Origin of the sequence: Sneathiella sp. (assembly GCF_047631475.1) — a bacterium.
Taxonomy (GTDB): Bacteria; Pseudomonadota; Alphaproteobacteria; order Sneathiellales; family Sneathiellaceae; genus Sneathiella.
The window spans coordinates 25138-48248 of record NZ_JBLHZT010000013.1 but is presented as its reverse complement, the minus strand read 5'-3'; the positions used below and the strand labels follow the sequence as shown (position 1 = coordinate 48248).

18 protein-coding genes are annotated in these 23111 nt (G+C 48.5%); 3 read left to right on the top strand and 15 right to left on the bottom strand.

Annotation, left to right across the window (positions count from 1 at the left end):
* Positions 1-8 precede the first annotated feature (8 nt).
* Both ACJAYR_RS07575 and ACJAYR_RS07570 read left to right on the top strand, forming a co-directional pair.
* Positions 9-3434: a DUF6519 domain-containing protein gene (locus tag ACJAYR_RS07575; protein WP_415236037.1), complete on the top strand. Its 3426-nt coding sequence runs from the start codon at positions 9-11 to the stop codon at positions 3432-3434.
* Between the two features lie 18 nt (positions 3435-3452).
* Positions 3453-3710: a hypothetical protein gene (locus ACJAYR_RS07570; protein WP_415236036.1), complete on the top strand. Its 258-nt coding sequence runs from the start codon at positions 3453-3455 to the stop codon at positions 3708-3710.
* Between the two features lie 120 nt (positions 3711-3830).
* On the opposite strand, the gene ACJAYR_RS07565 is transcribed toward ACJAYR_RS07570, so the two are convergent.
* Positions 3831-5021: an NnrS family protein gene (locus ACJAYR_RS07565; protein WP_415236035.1), complete on the bottom strand. Its 1191-nt coding sequence runs from the start codon at positions 5019-5021 to the stop codon at positions 3831-3833.
* 102 nt (positions 5022-5123) lie between these two features.
* On the opposite strand from ACJAYR_RS07565, the gene ACJAYR_RS07560 reads away from it, so the two are divergent.
* Positions 5124-5813 carry a Crp/Fnr family transcriptional regulator gene (locus tag ACJAYR_RS07560; protein WP_415236034.1) on the top strand — a complete coding sequence of 230 codons (690 nt, stop codon included), beginning with the start codon at positions 5124-5126 and terminating at the stop codon, positions 5811-5813.
* A gap of 16 nt (positions 5814-5829) precedes the next feature.
* Here ACJAYR_RS07560 and ACJAYR_RS07555 read toward each other — a convergent pair whose 3' ends face one another.
* The 14 genes from ACJAYR_RS07555 to ACJAYR_RS07490 form a co-directional block, all read right to left on the bottom strand.
* Complete coding sequence (locus tag ACJAYR_RS07555; protein WP_415236033.1) at positions 5830-6849, bottom strand: FAD:protein FMN transferase; 1020 nt, start codon at positions 6847-6849, stop codon at positions 5830-5832.
* 14 nt (positions 6850-6863) lie between these two features.
* Positions 6864-7394 carry a nitrous oxide reductase accessory protein NosL gene (locus ACJAYR_RS07550; RefSeq protein WP_415236032.1) on the bottom strand — a complete coding sequence of 177 codons (531 nt, stop codon included), beginning with the start codon at positions 7392-7394 and terminating at the stop codon, positions 6864-6866.
* Positions 7391-8224 (bottom strand): ABC transporter permease, encoded by an 834-nt coding sequence (locus ACJAYR_RS07545; protein WP_415236031.1) that lies wholly within the window; start codon positions 8222-8224, stop codon positions 7391-7393. The genes ACJAYR_RS07550 and ACJAYR_RS07545 overlap by 4 nt, the downstream gene beginning before the upstream one ends.
* The gene (locus ACJAYR_RS07540) at positions 8217-9158 is read right to left on the bottom strand and encodes an ABC transporter ATP-binding protein (protein WP_415236030.1); all 942 of its coding nucleotides are present in this window, start codon (positions 9156-9158) and stop codon (positions 8217-8219) included. The genes ACJAYR_RS07545 and ACJAYR_RS07540 overlap by 8 nt, the downstream gene beginning before the upstream one ends.
* 5 nt (positions 9159-9163) lie before the next feature.
* A complete protein-coding gene (locus ACJAYR_RS07535) occupies positions 9164-10435 on the bottom strand; it encodes a nitrous oxide reductase family maturation protein NosD (RefSeq protein ID WP_415236029.1) in 1272 nt (423 codons plus the stop codon).
* A gap of 1 nt (position 10436) precedes the next feature.
* The gene (nosZ, locus tag ACJAYR_RS07530) at positions 10437-12338 is read right to left on the bottom strand and encodes a TAT-dependent nitrous-oxide reductase (RefSeq protein ID WP_415236028.1); all 1902 of its coding nucleotides are present in this window, start codon (positions 12336-12338) and stop codon (positions 10437-10439) included.
* A gap of 38 nt (positions 12339-12376) precedes the next feature.
* Positions 12377-14605 carry a 4Fe-4S binding protein gene (locus tag ACJAYR_RS07525; RefSeq protein WP_415236027.1) on the bottom strand — a complete coding sequence of 743 codons (2229 nt, stop codon included), beginning with the start codon at positions 14603-14605 and terminating at the stop codon, positions 12377-12379.
* Between the two features lie 327 nt (positions 14606-14932).
* Positions 14933-15787 (bottom strand): carbon-nitrogen hydrolase family protein, encoded by an 855-nt coding sequence (locus ACJAYR_RS07520; protein WP_415236026.1) that lies wholly within the window; start codon positions 15785-15787, stop codon positions 14933-14935.
* Positions 15784-16758, bottom strand: coding sequence for an ABC transporter ATP-binding protein (locus ACJAYR_RS07515; protein WP_415236025.1), 975 nt, complete (start codon positions 16756-16758; stop codon positions 15784-15786). The genes ACJAYR_RS07520 and ACJAYR_RS07515 overlap by 4 nt, the downstream gene beginning before the upstream one ends.
* The gene (locus ACJAYR_RS07510; protein ID WP_415236024.1) at positions 16755-17735 is read right to left on the bottom strand and encodes an ABC transporter ATP-binding protein; all 981 of its coding nucleotides are present in this window, start codon (positions 17733-17735) and stop codon (positions 16755-16757) included. Before ACJAYR_RS07510 ends, ACJAYR_RS07515 begins: the two co-directional genes overlap by 4 nt.
* A complete protein-coding gene (locus tag ACJAYR_RS07505; RefSeq protein ID WP_415236023.1) occupies positions 17732-18610 on the bottom strand; it encodes an ABC transporter permease in 879 nt (292 codons plus the stop codon). Before ACJAYR_RS07505 ends, ACJAYR_RS07510 begins: the two co-directional genes overlap by 4 nt.
* 2 nt (positions 18611-18612) lie before the next feature.
* On the bottom strand, positions 18613-19629 hold the full coding sequence (locus ACJAYR_RS07500; RefSeq protein WP_415236022.1) for an ABC transporter permease: 1017 nt from the start codon (positions 19627-19629) through the stop codon (positions 18613-18615).
* A gap of 37 nt (positions 19630-19666) precedes the next feature.
* Positions 19667-21229, bottom strand: a complete 1563-nt coding sequence (locus ACJAYR_RS07495; RefSeq protein WP_415236021.1) for an ABC transporter substrate-binding protein — start codon at positions 21227-21229, stop codon at positions 19667-19669.
* A 209-nt stretch (positions 21230-21438) separates the two neighbouring features.
* Positions 21439-22842, bottom strand: coding sequence for a sigma-54 interaction domain-containing protein (locus ACJAYR_RS07490; protein WP_415236020.1), 1404 nt, complete (start codon positions 22840-22842; stop codon positions 21439-21441).
* Between the last annotated feature and the right edge of the window lie 269 nt (positions 22843-23111).

The following is a 23111-nucleotide window of genomic DNA, read 5'->3' as shown; positions in this document are numbered from 1 at the left end:
GCGCGCATATGAGGGGTAACTTCAGCCAGACAAGATTTCCACCCAGCAAACGGGGTAAGCTTTGGTTACAGCAAGGCCGCCCCATGCTGGATAGCGACTGGAATGCACAGATTTCCTTGTCAGAACAAGCGATCCGAGAACGAATTGAAACGATTGTTGGTCGCACGGGAATTCCCGCCGAGAATCCGGGCTTCGATATACGTCCGATAACGGGCGTATGTGTAAATAGCGCCAGCACCGAAAAGGTAGCGGAAGGCATTGTTTTACAGCACAGTCGGAGCCTTCCTTTTGCGCGCGTTGAAGCGTCTTCCCGCCCGTTTCATATGAAAATCGGCTTTGCTTTGAAGTCTACTGTAAGAGCAACCGGAACCTTGGTCCATATACCGGAGTTTCTGTGCCTGAACATCATTGAGACACAAAAGTTACAGCTGGCTTTTCAGCAAAGAGGTCAAACCGGGGATTTTTCTCAGCAAACTATAACCGGTAAAACATCCTTAAACTTAGATCAGACCTACCGTCTGGATCTCAGTTTCGACGGCTCTGTGCTCCAAATATCTCTGTCAAATGAATGGGGGCACCTTGAAACTGAAATTACAACCGAATTGCAGTCCCATGATGCCGGTCTTTATGATCCCTTGGGTTTATTGCTCGGTTGCCGACAGAACACCACAGCCCGTCCAAATATGGATGGCTCGCTGGATCAGGGAACCGCCTATGACCAACCTCTTCCTGCGGTGTTTTGGCACCTGAATATTCAGGATGATTTTGTTGTTTATGCTGAGGAAACGGCCTTGGGCCTGACGCTGAATTCGCTGGTTGAAGAAACTGTTTGCAGTTTGGATTTTTCCAGTCTCGAAGACGGGTATCTCACTGATCAATCCACTTTTCAGAATAATGGTCTGCTGCTCATGGAGGATCGTGCGGTACAGATTGAGTTGGTCAACGTTGTTATCTCCAAAGGGGACATATTGAATACCGGGGATCTTTTCAAAAACGAAACAGCCCGTTTATTAACACATCAGCCTTACCGTACCGGACCCAATTTTCCTACTCAATCAGCCCCCAGAACAGAGCCTGTTTTTTATCGGTTTTATCTGGATTGCTGGTCACGATACATAACAGACCTTGAAGCACCGCAAAATCATGATCCTGCCCTTGGGCAGATCGATACAACTGTCGATTTGCAATCCTTTTGGCATGTCAATTTCCTACAGGCCGAAAGCCCGGAAAGCCTTGAAGCAAAATGGTACAATCGAACCCAAACTGATACCGACGGGAAACTAAGATTACGACGGCGCCTCACCTATCAAGCCATTACCAATGGTTTGTTACGTGTTGAAATTCATCATACCGGCTGGTGTTTCAAATGGCCCTTAAGTGAGGCGCTCCTCGACCACGCATTCGCTGTACAACTGCACGAGGGACAACATCAACAGATTGCCCTAACGGATTCTGCAGACCTCGCGCTCTTCAAACAATTGAACCGCCCGGTGCTTGTCTTTACCGCCCCCCGGCTCACGGGCAATAAAACACGGGAAACGGCTGTCGGTTCGTATGTACAAACAAATATTGTTGGAGTGCAGAAACTGGAAAACGGACTGCTGGTCAATTTGCAATCAGCGGCTCCTGTCCCCGGAAAAGAAGAAACACTTTATATCCTGCCTGTCGCTTCCTACAAATATTCTCAGAATAATGGATGCCTTGCCTATCCGGTAAATGAAATGAGTTGGCTTGAGGATCAACACCAGATCTCTGCCAGTTTGTCATCATCGGGGTATAATGGATTGGAGATACAAAATGGCGACTGGGTAGAATTTGAAAACCTGTCGTCCCAGGAAAATGAAACACCGGGCCCTCTTTTTGAGGTTAAGGAGTTTATTTCTGACCAATTGCAGTTGTTACTCAATCCGCAATCGGGCTATTCAGGTGCTGCAAATACTGCCTTTGATATCGGCCAATATCCCACATTGACAAAATGGGAAGGTTTGTTTGATCAAACCAGTGCGCCGATCACCCCCTCAACATGGGAGTTGCTTTTTGATGGCATTGAACTGGAGTTCGAGGCAGGGAAATATTATAAAAGTGGGCAATACTGGTCCAGTGCCATGCGCGAGGCTCTTAAGCATGGAATTGATTGGCCGGGCGTTGATCAAAACAAATCTGAATTCCTGCCCCCCGAAGGTCCAAAGCATCAATTTACGGCGCTTGCAGATATTACACTTGAAAGACGATCCTGTTTCAAGAAAGACCGCCGCAAGCACTTTCGCGCCCTTGTCGATGAACCCTTTGCTGATCTTGATGAAGAAACAGCCCTCTTGCTCATCAAAGTAGCCCGATTAGCCGAATTGTTGGGCTTGAATGACTGGCAAATAGACAAAACAACCTTTCCGCTGATAATGGAAGCTTTCGTCCGGTTTCTGCTAAATGATGTATATCAAGGACAGCTGGCTATTCTCGGAACAGAGGCAGAGGCTCCGGACGGTCTCTATGATACTGGTGTTCGCGTCAAGACAAACGGAAGCCCCAAACTGAACTGGCAGGAAACGAGCACTCTGCCGCCAGACCTGAACGGGGAAGCGATTACCGCATTTTTGAGCGGAAGACCTGTTGTAATCTTTCTTGCGGATAATAGTATTCGGCAATGGTCAGCATCTGAAAATGAATGGCAACTCCTGACGCATATCCCGAGAAACCGGGACAGTTATACGGTCGCTTGGGACGATAGCCGCCTCTATATTATCGGGGGGCAGGAAAAGGGTTTATTCGATTTCTGGCGGGCCAGACAAATCTGGGCGCTTAATGCTGCAGGACATTGGCGTATTGTTGGATGCCTCCCTCGCCGGCGTATTTTCAGCTCAGCCGCCATCGCCGATAACCACCTATATTTAACAGGTGGTTTTGACCATAAAGGGGAGTCTGCAGAGCGCGGCATTTCGACAAGTCTTACCCGTTGGAAATGGCATTGGCTTGACACAATATCACAACCGCGTTCCTTTGGGGCAGCCTCAATCCTGATAGACACCCGCTGGTTCATTTTCGGCGGAAAAAATGTTGCCCCGATAAGCGGTAAAGAAACTATTCTGGATCAGGTAGAAGTGTATAACACGGTCTCCCGACAATGGCAGGTCCGCACATCCATGCCGCTCCCTTTATATGGTCATCGACTGCTCAGAACAGATGCAGGCATTTATGTAATTGGAGGGACAACCACCAACGAAGTCTACTCTAATGCCTGTTTTTTATATGATCCCGAAGGAGATCGGTGGCTGGAGGTTGGTGAACTGAGCTTGGGCCGGAATTTATTTGCATTAGCCCCACTTCGGTTAAACGGAATGCTACAGGCCTGTGTTATCGGGGGGCAGTTAAGGCACGATTTAACTGCCACCGACATTGAAATGAGCCCCCTAGACGAAAATCTATTTATCTATCGCTAGTTTGGACATGGAGTTAAAATGACGACATCAGAAAATAAGTCTTTATACGCTGACGGAATAGGAAAAATCCGGTCCGAAAACGGTGTCATCAAAATTGATCTGGTGATGATAAACGACCACCCCTCCAAAGAAGGGGAACAATCTCGAAAAATCCCTGAAACAATCAGCACACTCGTTTTCAGCCCTGAAGGATTTAAACAAGCGACAAAAACAATGCGTAAAATGCGAAAATCACTGAAAAAAAATCAACCGGCCAACCCCAAACAAGAAGGCTGAAATTTACGCGGACTTTAATCTGATTGACGAGCCGAAAAGAGGTAAATTGTCTGATGACGGTCCGCGTTCAGCTTGAAAGGTCAATGAAAGCGAAACGATGCCCTGCTTGAACCCTCCGGATCAAGAGAAAGGGCGCACTTTTGGGTTGAGTAAGGCGCCGCTATACGCGGCTGCAAACCCAAGAAACGCGATCACCCATAGCAAGACGGATATTTCTAACAGAAAAAATTCCTGATCCGGGAAAAGTGCAGAAGCAATGCGGGTAATGGCTGAAAAAAGGATCGATCCGAAAATTGCATAATCAGCGAACTCCATTCTCAATGTCCTTCCGGTATGCCCTTTAGTTGACCGCACCATAACGGACAAAATCATATTCGCCGCTGCCCCTGTTCCAAGCGCATGTATGCCTGCAACGGGCGACACGGCTGAAGGAAACAGGATAGCACCCCCCATAAGCATAAAACCCAACGGAATGAAAAAATAACTTGAATGAAGAACCAGGACCAATGGCGCTTTTAGTGCCCTGTTTCCCGCCCACCGGAATAACTGACCAACCAGCAGAATAGCAGCTGCCCAAAACAAAAGACCGACTAGGTGATTGTTCGGAAACAGGAACCAACCGAACAGTGTTACAATCGAAAAAACCAACGTGATTTTCTCGTATAGAGCAAAAGGGTGCGGCAGACGGCCCGGATTAAATTTAACCAGCCAGTTTCGGGTAAAACTTGGAATAATTCTGCCACCGATCAACAGAATAAAGGCAATGATCGCCGCCAAGGCTATTCGTTTGCTGTATTCAGCGCTACCACCGTAATGGGCTTCCAGATGAAACAGAATATTTGACCCTGTTAGAAAACTAAGCGGGATCAGTATTTTCAGGTTTCGCCAGTTCCGGCCTTTTAAAATCTCGATCGAGATGGCTGCCCATAACGTACATAAAAAAGCCCCGTCAATGACCAACGCCCCAATCCAGCCAATATGCGCTGAGAAAAAAATAGCCCCCCGCCCCATCAGCCATAAGGTTACCATGGATAAAAGCGGTAAACCCTGAACCGGCAACCGTCCTGTCCAGTTGGGAATTGATGTAAATAAAAAGCCACAAATGACAGCGGTGATAAAGCCGAAAAATAATTCGTGCATATGCCAGTCAACGGGCAGAAACGTGGTGCCCGCTTCCAAGTATCCCCGTAAAAACGGAAGCCAGATCAAAACGGACAGCCCCCCATATAGGGATGCCATCAGGAAAAACGGCCGAAACCCAAAAGAAAGAAGGGCAAAGCCTTTATATTCCTGTGGGCGTTTTACGGGCATCGGTCATCACTCCACATTCGGTTTATTTCAGCATGGATTTAATGTACATTGAACCCGCTTTTTGATCTTTGCTATGAGACAAACAAAAAAGGTACTTTAGTTTTGTTGGACGTTGCGCTTATTTCCCACCTGTCAAATTTTGCCGATTTCTCGCGATCAGAGTTAAAAGAGTTCATTGGTCAAGCGCATGCAAAGCGAGTCAAAAAAAACGATAGCTTTTTTGTCGAAGGTGAAGCCGCGCATTCCTTTTTCCTTTTGCTGGACGGATATATCCGCGTCGTTCGGATTAGCGGGTCAGGAGAACAGATCATTGTCCGGTATATCGCCAGCAACGAATTGTTCGGAATAGCAAGTGCCATCGGCCGGGATACCTATCCTGCCAACGCCGTGGCGGCAATCGATTGTGTCGCATTATCGTGGCCTATGCCCCTATGGAATGAGACCGTCAGGCGGTTCCCTTCTTTTGCCAAGGCGGCCAGCACGACCCTTGGCAATCGCTTTGCGGATGTTCAGGACAGGGTTCTTGAACTGGCAACGGAACAGGTTGAACATAGGGTAGCAGCGGCTTTACTGAAACTTCTGGAACAAACCGGCAGGGAAACCGATGAAGGTGTCCTGATCGATATTCCCCTGACGCGTCAGGATGTGTCGGAAATGTCCGGCACTACCCTGCACACAGTTTCTCGACTGTTAAGCGGATGGGAACAATCGGGATTGGTCAAAAGCAGCCGCAAAAAAGTCATCGTGACGGATAAAACCAAATTCACCAATTTATACAGCGTTCAAAAATAACGGTGTCTCTCTGGCCTCAGGCCGACCAGTTACGCCCGCCCAACGAAGACGAGAAATAAACCGCCTGAACCTGTTTCGTATCAGACAACAACCGGTGCCGTTCGGGCTCTGTCATTAACGCCAGCGCCGTCGAATACATATCCGCCATCATCGCATTTTCGGAGACAACCGATATGGAACCAGAAAGCGTCGACCAAGCGCCGGTTTTTGGATTTAGCAGATGATTTGCGCCATTTGAAGTCCCGAACGGGCTGTTATAAGCCCCAGAAGTCGCAACGGCCTGATCTTCCAAAGAAATGATCCTTTGCGAACTTTTCGGGTCTGTGGGCCCCGCTTCCAAACCAACCTTCCAGGGTTGCCCCGTTTGTTTCGGCCCTATGGCAGCGATTTCCCCCAATGACAGAAGAACATGCCGGTATCCGGCATCCTGCAATATGGATTTTATACGGTCCGTTATATATCCTTGTGCAATCCCATTTAGGGTTATGGCCATGTCCGGTTTCTTAAATTCAATACGTGTTTCTGAAAGCACCAGATTTCGATATCCCACCTGTTTTAAGACCCGTTGAAGGTCAGATGGCGCCGGAACTTTACCCTGATGAGAAAGATCCGCATAAAAATCCCGGTAAAATGCCCAAAGCGGCTGAACCGTAATATCAAAAACGCCTTGTGTTTTAGATGCAAAGCCTTGTGCGGCTGAGAGTAATTCAAGAAATTGAAGATCAGGATATTCGAGATACCCCAATTTATTTAATCGGGATAGTTGAGAGTCCGGCTGGTACAGACTGAATAACCGCTCCAGCCTGCCGATTTCTTTCCTACAGGTCTCAAGCACAGCCCGCGCCGTTTCCGGATCAGAGTGATGAAGTTCAATCGCCCCCTCTGCACCAAGCGCAGCGCCTCGCCAATGAAGGGGTTCAAAAGCTGACGATCGGGCGAGCGCCGTCTCAAAGGGAAGCGCTGTCAGGGCGCAGGCCGCTGAGGCTTTAATTAAAAAAGACCGGCGAGACGCGTTTTTAGCTGAATGTGTCGTCATTGAATAAACCACTTCTAATTATGAGAGTGCATCTCAGGTGCGGGGTCAACCAGAGCAAGGTCCGCGTTCGTAATCTGTGACAAACGAACCACTTTCCCGCCATGCTCTTTGGCAAATTCAGCCGCTTTTTCGGCCACACTAAACGGGGCAAATTCCGGCATACCCATTCCCCCAAGCTTTTGACTTCCGATAACGAAATATGCATCGCGAACGTCTATCCAAATGCCGTCATTCTGAGGGTTCTCCCAACTTTCCGCCTTTGCCATGTCGTGAACATATGTAACCACAGCATCCTGGGCTTCGCCGGGCAGTGTCAGATAAACAATCGCATCTTTTACTGAACTGAACCACAACGGTGAGGAATGGTGTTTTTCAAAAACCTGCGCTTTGGGACCGGCATGTTCGGTCAAGACCATGCCACAATAATTACCAATAGACTCATTTGTTACGGCGATTGGATTAGGAAGAGAAAGATCGCCGTCCTGACAGCCAATCAAAGTCAAGGCGAGCATGATGCCAAGACCAGCCCGTATTAAATTTTTCATACCTTCCTCCTTCCGAAGGCCGTGCAAAACGCCACCACAGGAACGATAATCCAGACCACCAGCACTGCGAACATGACCTCTGGTAACACCATTTGATCTGATCTCAATCCTGCCATCCCAGACAATAGGGCCGTATCCTCAGAGGTCGCCAGATTAAACATGCGATATGCATCTGCAGGGTTGGCAAGCATCACCCATTTTACGACCATATCCGGAAGATAAGTTGCCGCGGGGGAGGATAGTAATCCCAATAAACCCAGATCAAACAACACCACGAAAACGAGCCACACGCCGATGGCTGCGGCCGCGGCTGTTGAGCTTTCTTTCATGACAGAGCTGATAAAAATACCAATGCCGAGAAAAACCGCACCCAAAAGAACAGACGATACGATCAGTTTGCCAAACACGTACCAGTCATGTTCAAAAAAGGCCACATCACCCGTCAGAATGACCGTCAGGGCTGCAACACAATACCCAATTATAATCGCCACTGACAAAATCACAAATTGCCCGATAAATTTCCCGATCGCCACCATGGTTCGGGAAACCGGATAGGTCAGCAATAAAAGAAGGGTGCCACGCTCGTCTTCACCGACGATCGAGTTATAAGACAGCAGCAAAGCAATTAGCGGAATGAAAAACACACTTAACGAGGAAAGACTGACAATCGTAACGGTCAACGGGCCAATGCTGGTCGTCCCGACAGGAGCGCTGCCGATCAGGCTTAAAACAAGCGCTAACGCCGTCATGACAAGAATGACTGTTCCAACCCAGCGATTTCGATAACTATCCTTGATTTCTTTAAAAATCAGCGTACCGAGATTAATCATACTGCCGCTCCTTCTGTCTGTTCATATAGGCGCTGAACACCTCTTCCAGGGAAGGGTCTGAAATCCGAATATCGATCAACTCAAGTCCTAATGCGTAAATGCTGTTCAGAATCGGGACTTTCCGGCCCTTCTCGCACCTTAAGGTAAGCGTTCTTTCGGTTGGGCGAACCACATCGAGTTCGTGGGAAAAAATTGTTTCGATTTGCCCGCATGTTTTTGGCGTCGCCTCGATCATGATCCGGGAATGAACAGTCCGTTCCTGAGATAATCCTGCCAGTGTTCCATCCGCGACCACATGCCCAGAGTTAAGAATGACAACCCGATCAATCCGATCATCAATTTCCGTTAGAACATGCGAAGATATGAGGATAGACGTGCCTTTTTTCTTCTCTTCTCCAAGAATAGAATACATCTGTTGACGGGCCAGTGGATCAAGCCCGGATGTTGGCTCATCGAGAATCAACAATTCGGGGTTTCCCAGCAAGGCCTGCGCCATTCCAAGCTTTTGTCGCATTCCTTTGGAATAAGTGCCAATTCGGGAATCTGCGGCAGCACCCAGATCAAACCGGTTCAGAAGTTCTTCAATCTGGGAAAAAGGAGACTTCTTCAAACGCGCATAGAATTTTAAGATCTCCCGTCCCGTCATATTCTTCTGAAACAGAATTTGTTCTGGCAAGAAGCCTATTTTCTGACGGTTGGCTTCAAATTGCCGGTCATGAAGGTCCTTGCCCATCATCCCAACAACGCCTCTGGACGGAGAAATCAATCCCAGAAGAATTTTGATAAGCGTACTTTTACCCGCTCCGTTATGACCAACCAGGGCCAGGCATTCCCCCTTGTTCAGTGTTAAGGAGACATCCTGAAGCGCCATGATATTTCCAAAGGATTGTGAAATCCCAATGGCTGAAATTGCTGTATTCATTGATGCTTTCATTCTGTTCACTTCCTTGACAAGCCCTTGGGCTCCTGCATCAGGGGAGCGCTGTCGACAACCCCACCGGGATGCAAGGCCGGAAACTGGCCTTGTGCATATTTGAGAACCTGAACAGCCGGGCTGTTCATCAAAAGTCGGGCGGATGGGTATTTCCAGATAACCTGATCGGTCAAATCATTGGGGCGGTAAATGGCATCAGCGATCCCATTCTTATCCAAGTCAAATGCAACATGATCTGACCAGTAATTACCCACACCCTTTACGGACCATTCCAGCCACCGTGTGCCAACATATTTGACCTGTGTCTGATTGTTGATGAACGCATTTTCGGAAATTTTGTTCTTCTGTGAACCCGCGGTAAAATGCAAGCCGATCAGGCAATCAGAAAGCCGGTTTCGGTTTATGTTATTTCGATGAGAATTATAGATAAAGATACATTTTTCAGAACCGCCACGGACTGTGTTCTCGCTCATTTCAAGTCGATTGACATAGTTGAGCAAAAAGCCTCTATCGCGATCCTGTTGGGAGAGATTGTTCCGCACAACCAGCTTATTGGAAGACATCAGGGCATAGCCAATTTGATTTCCAACAGAAATATTGTCGGATACTTCACTTCGGTTTGTGTACATGTAATGGATGGCAAATCTAAGATTTTGCATCCGATTACCGGTAAAGGTATTTTTGGAGCTGGTGGTCACGAAAATACCATCCCGACCATATTCAATGAGGTTCTTTTCGATCACCGTACCAGGAGCGTTCCAGATCTGAACCCCATTACCACGTTCGTTCATTCTGAGATCTTTTCGGCCAGCAATATGATTGTGCCGAACCAGGCTATTCTTCGCGCCGGACACATAAACCCCAATAAGGTTGTTGATCACTTCGTTACGTTCAACAAGAGCCCCCGTTGCCGTGTTGTCCAGGAAGATCCCACTATCCTGATTTTCGAGTGACAACCCCGATCCTGTAATCGTCAGGTTTTTCAGTGTTACATCCGTTGCGCGGACAGTAATCACGGAACCAACGCCATTTCCCTGAATTACGGATCCTGTCTGACCCTGAAGGGTAATCGATTTATCGATAATCAATGGACCAATATAAACTTGATCCTGCAAGGCAAGCACATCCCCGGCATCAGCTTGTGCAATTGCCGTTTGAAGAGATCCCTTCACGGTAATTTCTTTTGCACTGGTAAGACAGGGAAGAAGGAGCGCGGCAACCCCAATGGTTGCCGCAACCCAACATCGTCCAGATTTATGCTCAAGACGATTTTTCATCTTACTTTGGCTCCACCAGCATCCGGCCCCGCATTTCCATATGCAATGCGTGACAGAACCATTGGCAATAGAACCAATGAACGCCGGGATAATCTGCTGTAAAGGTAACAGAAGCCGTTTGCTGCGGCCCAACCTCCATAGCAACGCCATAGTTGGAAATGGTCAGACCATGGGTCAAATCATCCACATCATCGATATTCGTAACAACAATTGTCACTTCATCGCCCTGTTTCACCGTAAATTTCTCAAGTGAGAAAGCGGGTGCTGCAGAGAACATATAGACGCGAACTTTGTTCCCATCGCGAATGACCTGATCCGCATCTTCAAGATCTTCCACGCCATCTGCTTTGGCCCGGGCCTTGATTTCATCAAACATCGGATCTTCCCGATCATAGACCTGACGCGGATTAACGACCGAACGGTGAACGAGAATACAGTCATGAGGCTCGGCAAAGGTCGGTCCGTCATGAACAATTTTCATCTTGTCACCAGAAATATCGATCAACTGGTCATTTTCTGGTTTCAATGGTCCTACATTAATATACCGATCTTTGGAGAACTTATTCAATGAGACCAGCCACTTACCATCAGCCTCACTGGTTTCACCCATGGACGTATGGTTATGACCCGGCTGATACTGAACATCCAGTTTTTCCAAAATCGGATCAACATCCTTACCGGCATATTTCTGGACAGCTTTTTCAACATTCCATTTACAGATCTGACTGTCCAGGAAGAGCGTTGTATAAGCATTGCCCCGACCATCAAACGCAGTATGCAATGGACCCAGGCCAAGTTCTGGCTCAGCGACGATAGCATCCCGTGGTTTGATCTTGTCTTTGAAAACGTCTGGTAGTTTTGCCATTTCGATGACGGAAACTGTTGGAGACAGCTTTCCGTTGACCATCATATACTTACCGTCTGGTGACGCGTTCACACCATGCGGGCTGTTTGAAATCGGAATGTAACGGGTGTATTTTGACCCTTTGCGACCATCCAAAACCGGAACATTTTCTTCATAGGTTTTGAAGTCACCAGCTGCAACGCCGGCCTCAATCGCTTCAATGTCAAAGACGACAGCCCAATCCTGCTCGTTTGACGTCATCTCGGCCAATGTCACGCCTTCTTCAGAGTTGTAGCAGCTGGCAATAGCGTATTTACCCTGATAATCGGCTTCGACATTATCCAGATTACCGCTAACAATAACTTGCCACGCAACTTCCATTTTCTCGCCGTCAACAGCAGAGAATACGGCGTGATATTTTGACGGATCATCCAGAACGCTGCCATCGTTAGGCAGCGGTACGCGATGTTCTCCGTTTGCGAAAACATACTTGGTTTTTGGAAATTTCTGAGGCCGCATACCGTGGATATCGGCCGCATTTGGGATCGAAATGATCTTATCAACTTTCATGATATCGCAACGGATCCGAGCTACCCGGGTATTTGCTTTATCATTTACCCAAATATAACGACCGTCATATTTACCGTCCGTAAACGACATATGAGGATGGTGGGTGTCCCCGTTCATTGGGAATCCGCCTTTATCCTTCCAAAACTCTTTTTCTTTTGGAAGCATGTGTTCGGTCAGAATTTTAACACTTTCATCGGTCTGGCCCCAGCCGGTTGCACTACACCGGTTGAACACGGGAATTCTCATCAGCTCACGCATGGAGGGAACCCCCATAATCCGGACTTCGCCAGACTGTCCGCCGCTCCAGAAGCCGTAATATTCATCCAGATCACCCGGGGCGACTGCGGCATTCCCGGAGGAGGCCTGCGCGGTACGAGGAGACGACAATAAAGCGGCCCCTCCCAAGGCTCCGACCCCTGCGATTGCAGCTGATCCGCCCAGCAAGGAACGCCGGGATACGTCTGCCATTCTTTCTGATTCATCTTTCATTTTCGTTCTCCTAACAAGAAACAAGACTTGGAAAAAAATTACTCATAAGACCGTGGCTGATTGAGTCGCCTTGGTCTGCGATACTCTGAGTCTTTATCAGCGGCGGTAGCGTCAGCCTTGGGCTCTGATTTACGGGCTTTTGCAAGCGCGTGAATAACAACCGGACAAACGTCTTTGTCGTAGTAAAGCTGCTGACAATTCAAACAGTACAAACACTCATTCGGATTAATGTTGCCTTGCGGATCGATCGCCTGAACCATGCAATCCTGTGCACATTTCTGACAGGGGTCGCCGCAGTTGCGGTAGCGTTTCAGCCAGTTGAACATGGCCAGTTTTCCAGGGATGGCCAAGGCCGCCCCCAACGGGCAAAGGTACCGACAATAAAACCGCTCGATGAACAGGCCTGCTGCGAGCAAGGAAAAAACAAACAGCAAGTAGGGCCATCCGCGCATAAATCTGAGCACAATTGAGGTTCTGAAAGGTTCAATTTCGGAAAGCGTTTCGGCCAAATGCAAGGAATAAACTGAAATGCCAAGAAGCCCTAAAAACGCAAGATACTTGATCGGCCACAGCCGCTCATGCAACCACCAGGGAACCGTAATCTGCTTGATCCCAATCCGGCGGGCGACCTTGTTCAAAAGCTCCTGCAATGCACCAAAAGGGCATAACCATCCACAGAATGCCCCGCGGCCCCAGAACAGAAGTGACACAGCGACAGAGCACCAGAGAATAAAGATAAGTGGCTCCATCAGGAAAAACTGCCACTGGAAATCTGTCAACAAGGCATTGGCGAAGACAAGAACATTGACGACAGACAGTTGGGCCTGTGCATAAAACCCAATCCAGAACAATGTGAACAGCAAAAAGGCTATTCTGAACCGGTCGGTCAAGATCGTCCGGCGAACAATCTGATTTTGAACAAAGAACACAATCGTCAACAAGGCAATTGCCCCGACCAAAATTCCGATTTCGGGGAGTTTTTGCATCCAAATCCGCTGCCAAAGCGCATTCGCGGCTTCAACCTCTTCACGGCTGCGAACAGAAACAGCTGGCTGTGCGACGACAGTAGGTGCCTCGACCTTAACGTAGGCATCCGGTAGCTGATACGACACATCAAACGCGATAAAGACTTTTTCCAGCGCACCAATGGCTCGTTGAACAAGAAGCTGTAACTGCCACGGGTCGGCGGGTTCAAAAACAGTATCGGGTGGTGTGTAGAATAACCCGACCTCTTTCAAGTCCGGCGCATTATCCGCCTCGACGCGGCCGATATTTTTATAAAACCGGTCTATGAAGCGAACGGTTTCACCATCCTGAACCACTTGAAAGCGATCAAAAATGCCGCCGCGAACATATCCGGAACCGCGAAATGAATACTGCCCCAGCCCCATAACAAGAAACGCACTTTGACCTTCTTTTAACCGCTTCTGGTAGTTGCGATATTCATTATCGCCCAACAGGCTACGGGCAACTTCGGGTATGGCAAGGGACGCGACATAAAGATCAATATAGGTCTCTTGTGGGTCGCCTTTTTCCGGTTTCGCAATGGCTTTCGGATTTCCCTGCTCTTCAAAGGCTTTGTTAATATCGCCCAGACTAAGGTGCAAACGACGAACCGCACCATTTCCAACCAGCGTATCCCAGTCATAGACAGTCTCATCCTTCAGTATAAGACTTCTCTGAACTCGGGTTGTTGGATCATCTGGTTTCAGGCCGGCCAGCCCTAATAACTTGGCCACCCGAACCGACGCCCGCTTGATGCTGTCATCGATCACCATGACCGTTACCGTTGCACCAGAGACGATATCAACCGGAGGCGGCTCGCCGCCTTTTTCGCGGGCCACCGTTAAAATGTCGGTGCCTTTATAGCCTTCGATAAAATCAATGATTTTCTGTTCAGGAATGCCCGACAGAATAATTGGTTCTGCATGATGGACCAGCTTCGCATTGACGATGGAGCCGTCGGTATCCAAGGCGATCAAGACGACAATCGGTTTTCCCGAATATCCTACTGCGCCAACAAAATCAGTGTTTAGAAATGCGTAACCAATTGATTTATTTTGTTTTTTCGCCACATAAATGGGTTGGCCATTTCCAAGGCTCTCCCACTCGTCTGCTTCTGGATAGAAAGAAGCGACCGGTGTATTTTCAATGACATCCCGAATAGTTTCTGCCGCCTGAACCGGTAAACTGTTTAATAGAAAACAGGTCCAGAGGACGGCAAAACCGGCAAGAAACTGACGAATACCTAATGCAAACTTGATCATCCCAAAGCGTCCAATCATCAAACTCTGATCTGGTGCCTGCTGTTCCCCATTCCTGCATCAGGCATGGTCAGCAAACTCAGATCTTGATGGGCAGACCTTAGCGGCAATCAAAAAACGGTTATTTGCGCTTCCGCAAACAAATTGGAAGATTATGGATCCCGTTCATTTTTCAAAAGGGATCGAGCATGAGGATAAGGGCGCCGAAATATCCGCAGAAATTTCGCGTTTGATGATGCCAGACAGGGCCGGTCTCCGATCAGGCAATTGAAAATAGGCCGCCCGTCTTTTTTGGGTTATTCACGCGGCCTAGTAACACGGGTTTTTGATCTAAATTCGGCCCGGGACTTCAAGAGTGCCCAGCTTCGACAAACCCTCTCGCCCGTGCAATCCATTTTCATAAACGACATACTTTATCGGTGCATCCCGAAAGCTTTTCAAGGTTTGCCCCAGTCCCATGATGCCACGTTCCCTTACCCGTCGCACCTGTTCCAGATCGAGCTCCGCTGTCACGATCTCCTCGCCGCAGCCAGCCTGATATATCACTTCACCCTGCGGCCCGATGACAGAAGAACGGCCATATCCAATTTCTCCAACAGAATTAATATCGACGAAATAACATTGATTTTGAACAGCACTCGCCCGGGCAATAACGGTTTCAACCTCACGGTCGCTGGTGTTGGTCATAGTCGGATGCAGTATAACCTCCGCCCCGGCACTAACCATCGCGCGCGTTGTTTCAGGGAACCACATGTCATAACAAATCGACACACCAAAACGGCCAACGTCCGGAATATCAAAAACCGTAATCTGTTCCCCATATTCGATACCCTGCTCATAGGGTAAAAAGGGATAGAGTTTCCGGTGCCGGGTCACCACTTCCCCTTCGGGGTTTAGAACCGGCGTTGTATTATATACTTTTCCGTCGCTCTGTTCATATAAAGAGCCCGGGAGGAGCCAGATCTTATGTTTCTTGGCAATTGAACCAAAGTGATTTTCAGTCGGCCCCGGCATTGTTTCTGCCGTGGAAGGACGGGGGCCAAAGCCCGCGAGCTCACCGATGATAACCATTTGAACCCATGGGAACCGCCGCATCACGCTGTCTATTTTACGGGATATCAGATCGATATTATCAGCGGTCTCTAGATTCAGCTGTAAACCAGCAATTGCGAAACTTCTCATCATAACTTCTCCGCCAGAATATCGGATAAACCCGTTGGATTAAAACAGGCCACTTTTCGTGTGTTTTGGAACTCTTGCAATTCAGGCTCTACCGATCGACAGGTCTCGTTCGCGCGTGAACAGCGGTTTTGAAAGGAACATCCGTTCGGAATATCGAAAGGACTGGGTATTTCCCCGTCTGGTTTATACACCGATGGGGCAGCCGGACGTGTTTGCCCCGGAAGACTGTCCAGCAACAGTTTCGTATACGGATGATGGGGATTTCGGAAAACCTGATCTACCGGTCCGCATTCGGCAATCCGGCCCAGATACATAACAGCGACATCGTCCGCAAGATAATCAACAGTCGCCAGGTTATGGGTAATAAACAGATAGCTGATACCATGACTGGTCTTTAAATCGCGCAGAAGGTTCAATGTTTGAGCCTGAACAGAAACATCCAATGCCGAGGTGGGTTCATCCAGAATCAACAATTTAGGCTCGACTGCCAGTGCCCGTGCAATTGCAATTCTTTGCCGTTGCCCGCCCGAGAATTCATGCGGATATCGATCGATATGAGCGGGATCAAGGCCAACTTCGGTCATCAATTTGGCGACGCGCTCCTCAAGTTTGCGACCTTTCAGGGATTTAAACACCTCCAGCGCTTCACCGATAATCTTTCCCACACGATGTTTCGGGTTGAGCGAACTATAGGGATCCTGAAAAACAATGCCCAACTTCTCGCGAAGCAGTCGCATGGCATTTCCAGAAAGACTGGACAGATCATGTCCTTCAAACATCACATCCCCACTATCAAAGGGGATCAGGCGAAGCAAAGACATCGCCACTGTCGATTTCCCGCATCCTGACTCGCCGACAAGAGCGAGACTTTTACCAGCCATAATTTCGAATGAAACATCGGCCAGTGCCGTCACTGTCCCATGCTGTGTTGGATAGGTTTTTCGAAGATTTCCAACCTTGAGAAGACACGTCATGACGCGGCTCCAATCTCTTCACCAGACAATTGGGAAGCAGGGTTAAAACAGGCGACACCGTTTTTCAGCTCTGGATCAACAGCGTTGCAGTCAGCCGTAGCGTGAAGACAGCGCGGCGCGAAGGCGCAGCCTACCGGCAATTCATTCAATGCTGGCACCCGCCCCGGGATCTGTTCCAGAGTTTCCTGATCAAACAACTTGGGCGCGGCCCGCAGAAGTGCCGAGCTATATGGATGTTTTGGACGAGACAGAACATCCTGTGTCGCCCCTTGCTCCACAATCTTGCCCGCATACATAACGGAAACATCATCACAAATATCGGAGACCACTCCCAGATCGTGAGTAATAAAAAGCACACCAAGACCTTTCTTATCCACAAGCTCGCGAATAAGACGCAGAATTTGGGCCTGCACGGTCACATCAAGCGCTGTTGTCGGCTCGTCTGCAATCAGCAGTTTTGGATCAACAGCCATCGCCATTGCAATCATTGCACGCTGCAACTGCCCGCCAGACATTTCGTGGGGATATTTATCAAAAACAAATGCCGGATCCGGCAACTGCACATCGTGCAAAGCCGCCATTATCCGCGGCCTTACGTCCTTGGGTTTTTGCCCTGTATGGGCGACCAGCGCATCTGTCAGCTGTTTTCCGATCGTATGATACGGACTCATTGCTTTCATTGGTTGCTGGAAAATCATTGTTACCGTATTGCGGCACACCTTCTTGATCTCTTTTTGAGACCGATCGACGATCTCCTGACCACACAGCGCAATCGTACCGGACAATTGCGTATTGGAAGGCTGCAACCCCATAGCGGCAAGCGCGGTCATGGATTTTCCGGAACCTGACTCTCCAACCAGTCCCATAATTCTGCCCGGTTCAATCTGCAACGACAGGTTCCGCAAAATAGGTAACGGTCCGCGCCGCGAATTCAACGACAGTGAAAAGTCCCTGATATTCAATACCGACCCGCTCATTGCTTGTTTTCCTTCGGATCCAACATGTCACGGACACCGTCGCCAATTAAATTGACGGACAGAACGGTCAGGACAATTGCCAGCCCCGGGATACCTGCTGTCCACCAGTAATCAAGAAATTTCCCACGAGACATGGCCACCATCAGCCCCCATTCAATCATCGGGGGTTTTGCGCCAATTCCAATGAAGCTTAAAGACGCAGCCGCTAATATTGTATATCCAAAATCCATGGACGCCTGAACGATCACCGGGGTCCAGCAATTGGGCAGGATATGCTTTACCATGATGCGCAAATGCGAAAACCCAAAAGCCCGTGCTGAACGAACATAATTTTCCTGTCTGATAGACAACACAGCCGCTTCAACGATCCGCGCATACCAGGGGAACCAGGAAATTGCCAACGCGATCATCGCTTCAAACAACCCTTGCCCCAAGGCAGCCGTAATGGCAATTGGTAATAAGAGGGGCGGGAACGCGATAAAAACATCACTCACCCTCATGATCAGATATCCAGCCCGACCCCCCAGATATCCGGCAGCCAATCCAACGGGCACTCCGATCAATACCGCCAGCCCCGTAACCACAATGCCGACCAAAAGGCTGACCCGCGCACCGTATAAAATACGGCTGAAAAGGTCCCTTCCCAGCTCATCCGTGCCAAACCAGTGCGCCATCCCCGGGGCGTCAAGTTTATCCGCAAAGTTAATATGAGATGGGTCATGTGTTGCGATAACGGGCGCAAAAACAGCTGCGACCAGAATAACAAAGAACGTTACCGATCCCGCTAGAAACAAGACATTCCGGCCCATAATTTCTTGAAAACGTGCAAAGATTGCACTTCTTGGTTTCATGACAGCTTGCACTGATTTTTCCATATTCATGCCTTCTGCAAGCGCGGATCGACGAGGAAATAAAGCAGGTCGATAATTAGATTTACAGTCAGATAAACGCCGGCAAAACACAGGGTGACTGCCATAACTGCCGGGTAGTCATTTTCGGTGATTGCGCCGACCACGTAGGCACCAAGCCCAGGCCAATCAAAAACAAACTCCACGACAACAGCACCGCCCAGCATATATCCGTAGGCCAGACCAATAACCGTCAGCATTGGAATGAGGGCGGCTCTCATGGCATACCGGAAATTGATAATCCAATTAGATAGTCCGTAGGCCCTTTGAGTCAGAATAAATTCCTGACGCAAAGCTTCAATCATCATATTGCGAGTGATCCGGGTCACTACGGCAAGAGACGCAATGGCAATTGTCAAAACCGGAAGCACCAAATGTTCCAAGGCTGAAAAAAATGCCACCGGATTTTTATCCAGAAGGCTGTCGATAAGATAAAAGCCCGTGACGACCGGGAATTCAAAATCCAGTAAAACATCACTCTCAATCCGACCCTGCAATGGTAGCCAGCCCAAATAGCCGTAGAAAAGCATCTGTAGGATCATCCCACTTAAAAACACGGGGAGCGCCACGCCCAAAACGGAAAAGCCTCGCGCGGAATGATCCACCAGTTTGTCCTGACGCAGTGCGCAAATCGTTCCGAGGGGAATGCCTAATGCAACAACCAATAAAATTGCCAGGGTGACGAGTTCAAACGTTGCCGCGAAACGTTCAAGCACATCGGTCAAGACCGGCCGGCCAGTACGCAACGATGTTCCCAGATCGCCTTGAAACGCGTTCACCAGATAAAGCCAGAACTGCTCTATAATTGGGCGGTCCAACCCCATTTGAAGCCGCGCGGCCTCAATCTGTTCGAGCGTTGGCCGATGACCCAGCATCATTTCAATAGGCGATCCTGGCAAAATACGGCTTAACACAAACGTCACCAACAACACACCGAGCAGGATCCCGACCATTGTCAATATTCGTTTCCCCGTATAAACCAGCATCGCCTATTTCCTTCTTTAAACAGTAAATGTCAGCGGGTTACTGGGCTGCCCGTTTGAGACGATGAAAGAAAATCCCAGCATATGCAGGATTACTTTGCAAACCGACAATGTTACTGCGGTAAGCAACACGGCCTTTGATATCGGCATAAAAGATTGCTGTTGCATCCTCCATCAGCAGCTTCTGCGCCTTGGCATATTTTGCAACCGCGGCGTCCCGATCAGAACCTTCAAGTGCCGCGCCTTCATCGACAAGCTTGTCATAAGCGGAATTTGCATAATGAGACAAATTGAACAATGCTTTTTCTTCTGTTCTAAACAAGCCAATCATCCAGTCATTCGGGGTGGGATATGTCGGCCACCATGTCATGGACTGAAGATTCGGCGCTGTCCGCAGATCTTTCGCATTTTTCCAGATTGCGCCCCATTTACCGGGTTTCAGCTCAACCTCAATACCGGCTTTAGCAGCATTTGCCTGAAACAGTAGGGCTGAATTTTTATACTCTTCCGATGTACCAATATAGGCCATCGTGACTTTTCGCTGATCGGCAGGCACACCAGATTCGTCGACAAGTTTCTTGGCCTTCTCTACATCAAATACCGGGGTTTTAATGTTTGAATTATGGCCCCACATGGTGGCAGGCACGACACCCTTTCCGGGTTCGGCATAACCGGCATAAATTTCTTTTACAACTTTGTCATAATCCCACAGCATCGTTAGAGCCTGACGGAACTTTTTATTATCGGTTGGGGCTTTTTGCGTATTGATCAGAAACTGGGAATTTTTCCAACTGGGAACGCCTTTTGCGGTAATGCCGGGCTCATTATTGAGACTATCCACCTGATCCGCAGGCACGAGCGAAATAAAATCAGCTTCACCGGCTTTCAGCATCTGCACCTGAGTCGCATTCTCGGTCACAACTTTTAAATAAATCCGTTCAAAGTTGCTTTCATCAAAACCGCCCCAGTAGTCAGGATTTTTATCCAAAACGATCTGCTGTCCTGCTTTCCATTGCCGGACAGTATAGGGGCCTGTACCCGCAGCATTCCCTTGATTAAACCATTCTGCACCTTTTTCAGCGGCCTTGGGCGAATAGATGTAAGCGCCATACTGACTGGACGCAATTAGGTCAATGGGTGCAGGTTCTTTTGTTTTGATCACCAACGTATGGGTTTCAGGCGCTTCGATTGAAGAAACGGCGCCCCAAATATAATAGGCCCCTTTCTTCAATTTGCGGGTCCGTTCAATTGAAGATTTTGCAGCTTCCGCGGTCAGCGGCTCGCCATCATGGAATTTGACGCCCTGCCGTAAATTGAAGGTCCAGGTCAAACCATCTTCACTGACTTTCCAGCTTTCGGCCAAAGCGGGTGTAAACTGTTGTTCGCTCCCCGGAGGATTGTACCAAAGAAGCGGCTCATACACGTTCACCAACATCATAACTTCTAGAGAAAAGGCTTCCGAAGGATCCCAGTCCTTTATATCGCCATACATTGCATAGGTTACGGAATTGGTTTTGGCTTGAACAGGGACAGCGGCGGTCAACGCGCTGACACCGATCGCTACAGTTGCCACTGCAACTGCAATTTTCTTGATAAGTTTCACTTTACCCTCCCAGGCAATTGCCGCCTACCCCCTGGCAGACTTCACACTCTTCAGTACGCAATCAACGTGCCAACCTCTGGAAAATTCAATAATACTATATAAATCAACATGTTATATAAGGTTTAAATCGGTAGCACATCAAAACCACTATTCAATAGTGAATTTTAAGGCCCAAATTATTCAATATTGAATAAAGAATTGGCGACCAACTAACCAAAATCACAACCCGCTTTTAAATCATGCTTGCGCAATAGCCTGGCAACGGTCGGCTGGCTAACACCCAATGCCACTGCCAGAGATTTTTGCGTATCATATTTGCCGAGCGCCTGCCTGAGCAGCTCTGCTTCAACCTGTTCCAGTGCTGCTTTCAAAGACCCTGTTCCTAGCGCAACGTCAGAGCCCCGCTGATCTCTGATATCTGCTGGTAAATCAGTGATACTCAACATTTCAGAAGTTGAAAGAACACAGGCTCTCTCCAGGATATTCTCCAGCTCCCTGACATTGCCGGGGAATGAATATTTTGACAGGATTTCGACAAATTCAGGTGTAATGGAAAAGTCTTTATTATGCTTTTGACCTAACTTCTTAAGGGTCAACCCGATCAATGCCGGTAGATCCGCCATCCGTCTTTGTAAAGGCGGAATCTCCAGGGGCACAATATTCAACCGGAAATACAGGTCTTCGCGAAAAAGGCCCTCATCCACCATTTTCCGCAAATCCTTATTGGTCGCCGAAATCAGACGCACATCCACTTGATGAATTTTGGTGCCGCCCACCCGGATAAAACCCTGACTATCAAGGAATGTCAGCAACTTGACCTGCATATCCATGGGAAACGCGTCGATCTCGTCCAGAAAAAGAGTTCCCCCGTTTGCCGCTTCGATTAGCCCGGCTTTCCCCCCTTTGGACGCGCCTGTGAAGGCGCCTTGCTCATAGCCAAAAAGTTCTGCCTCGACAAGATTATGAGGAATTGCCCCGCAATTAAGGTGTAGGAACTGATTATTTCGGCGCGGGGATGCTTCGTGGATCAAGCGCGCAATCATACTCTTACCAGAACCAGAAGGGCCCGCAATCAGCACGGTCGTATCATAAGCCGCGACTTTTAAGGCAAGATAAAGCGATTTCTCCATGACGTCACTGACCGCGACGATATTTTCAAGGCTCTTATCGCGCATATTCAGCGTTAAAAGCTCCTGCTCTATTCGATCCGATCGCTGCTGTTCTTTCTCCAGTTCCTGACGAAGCTGGTTCAACTCGGACAGGTCCCGCTCGTTCCCCACCACGAACCGCACCGCACCTTGTTCATCGAAAATTGGAACCCCGGTGACAAGCAATGACCGACCACTTTTCACATGCTGATTAATAACAACAGGCTTTTTCTCCCGCAAAACCCGGCTGGTCACATCCTTATCATAATTACCACTGAGGAGTAGCTCATGGACCGTTTTGCCGCACACATCTTCGCGGCGGATACCGTTTAACTTTTCACAAGCCGAATTAATCCAAAGCAATCTTGGCTCTGCATTACAGACCCAAACCGCATCTGCCATTGCTTCAAACACTTCTTCCAGATGCTCCGGAAACCGGTTTGCCAAGTCTGACTGCCAATCCATTGCGCCCCACTTATTCAAAAATGAATACAGCTAAAAACCTACACCCAATTCATTCAGCAAGTAAAGAACTCTGAAAGCAGCCAAGCCGTTAGTCTTAATAAGGCCGGAGGTAAATAAAGTGATAGATGGATGGTGGGTTTAAGTTCATTTGCCGCGGACAGAGATCCAGCTCAAACAATTGTTCAAAGCATCTATACAGGCATTCGCACCGGTAAAGGGCTGTTTCGTAAAAGAAGAAAGGCCAACCGCCCAACGGATAGCAAAACAGG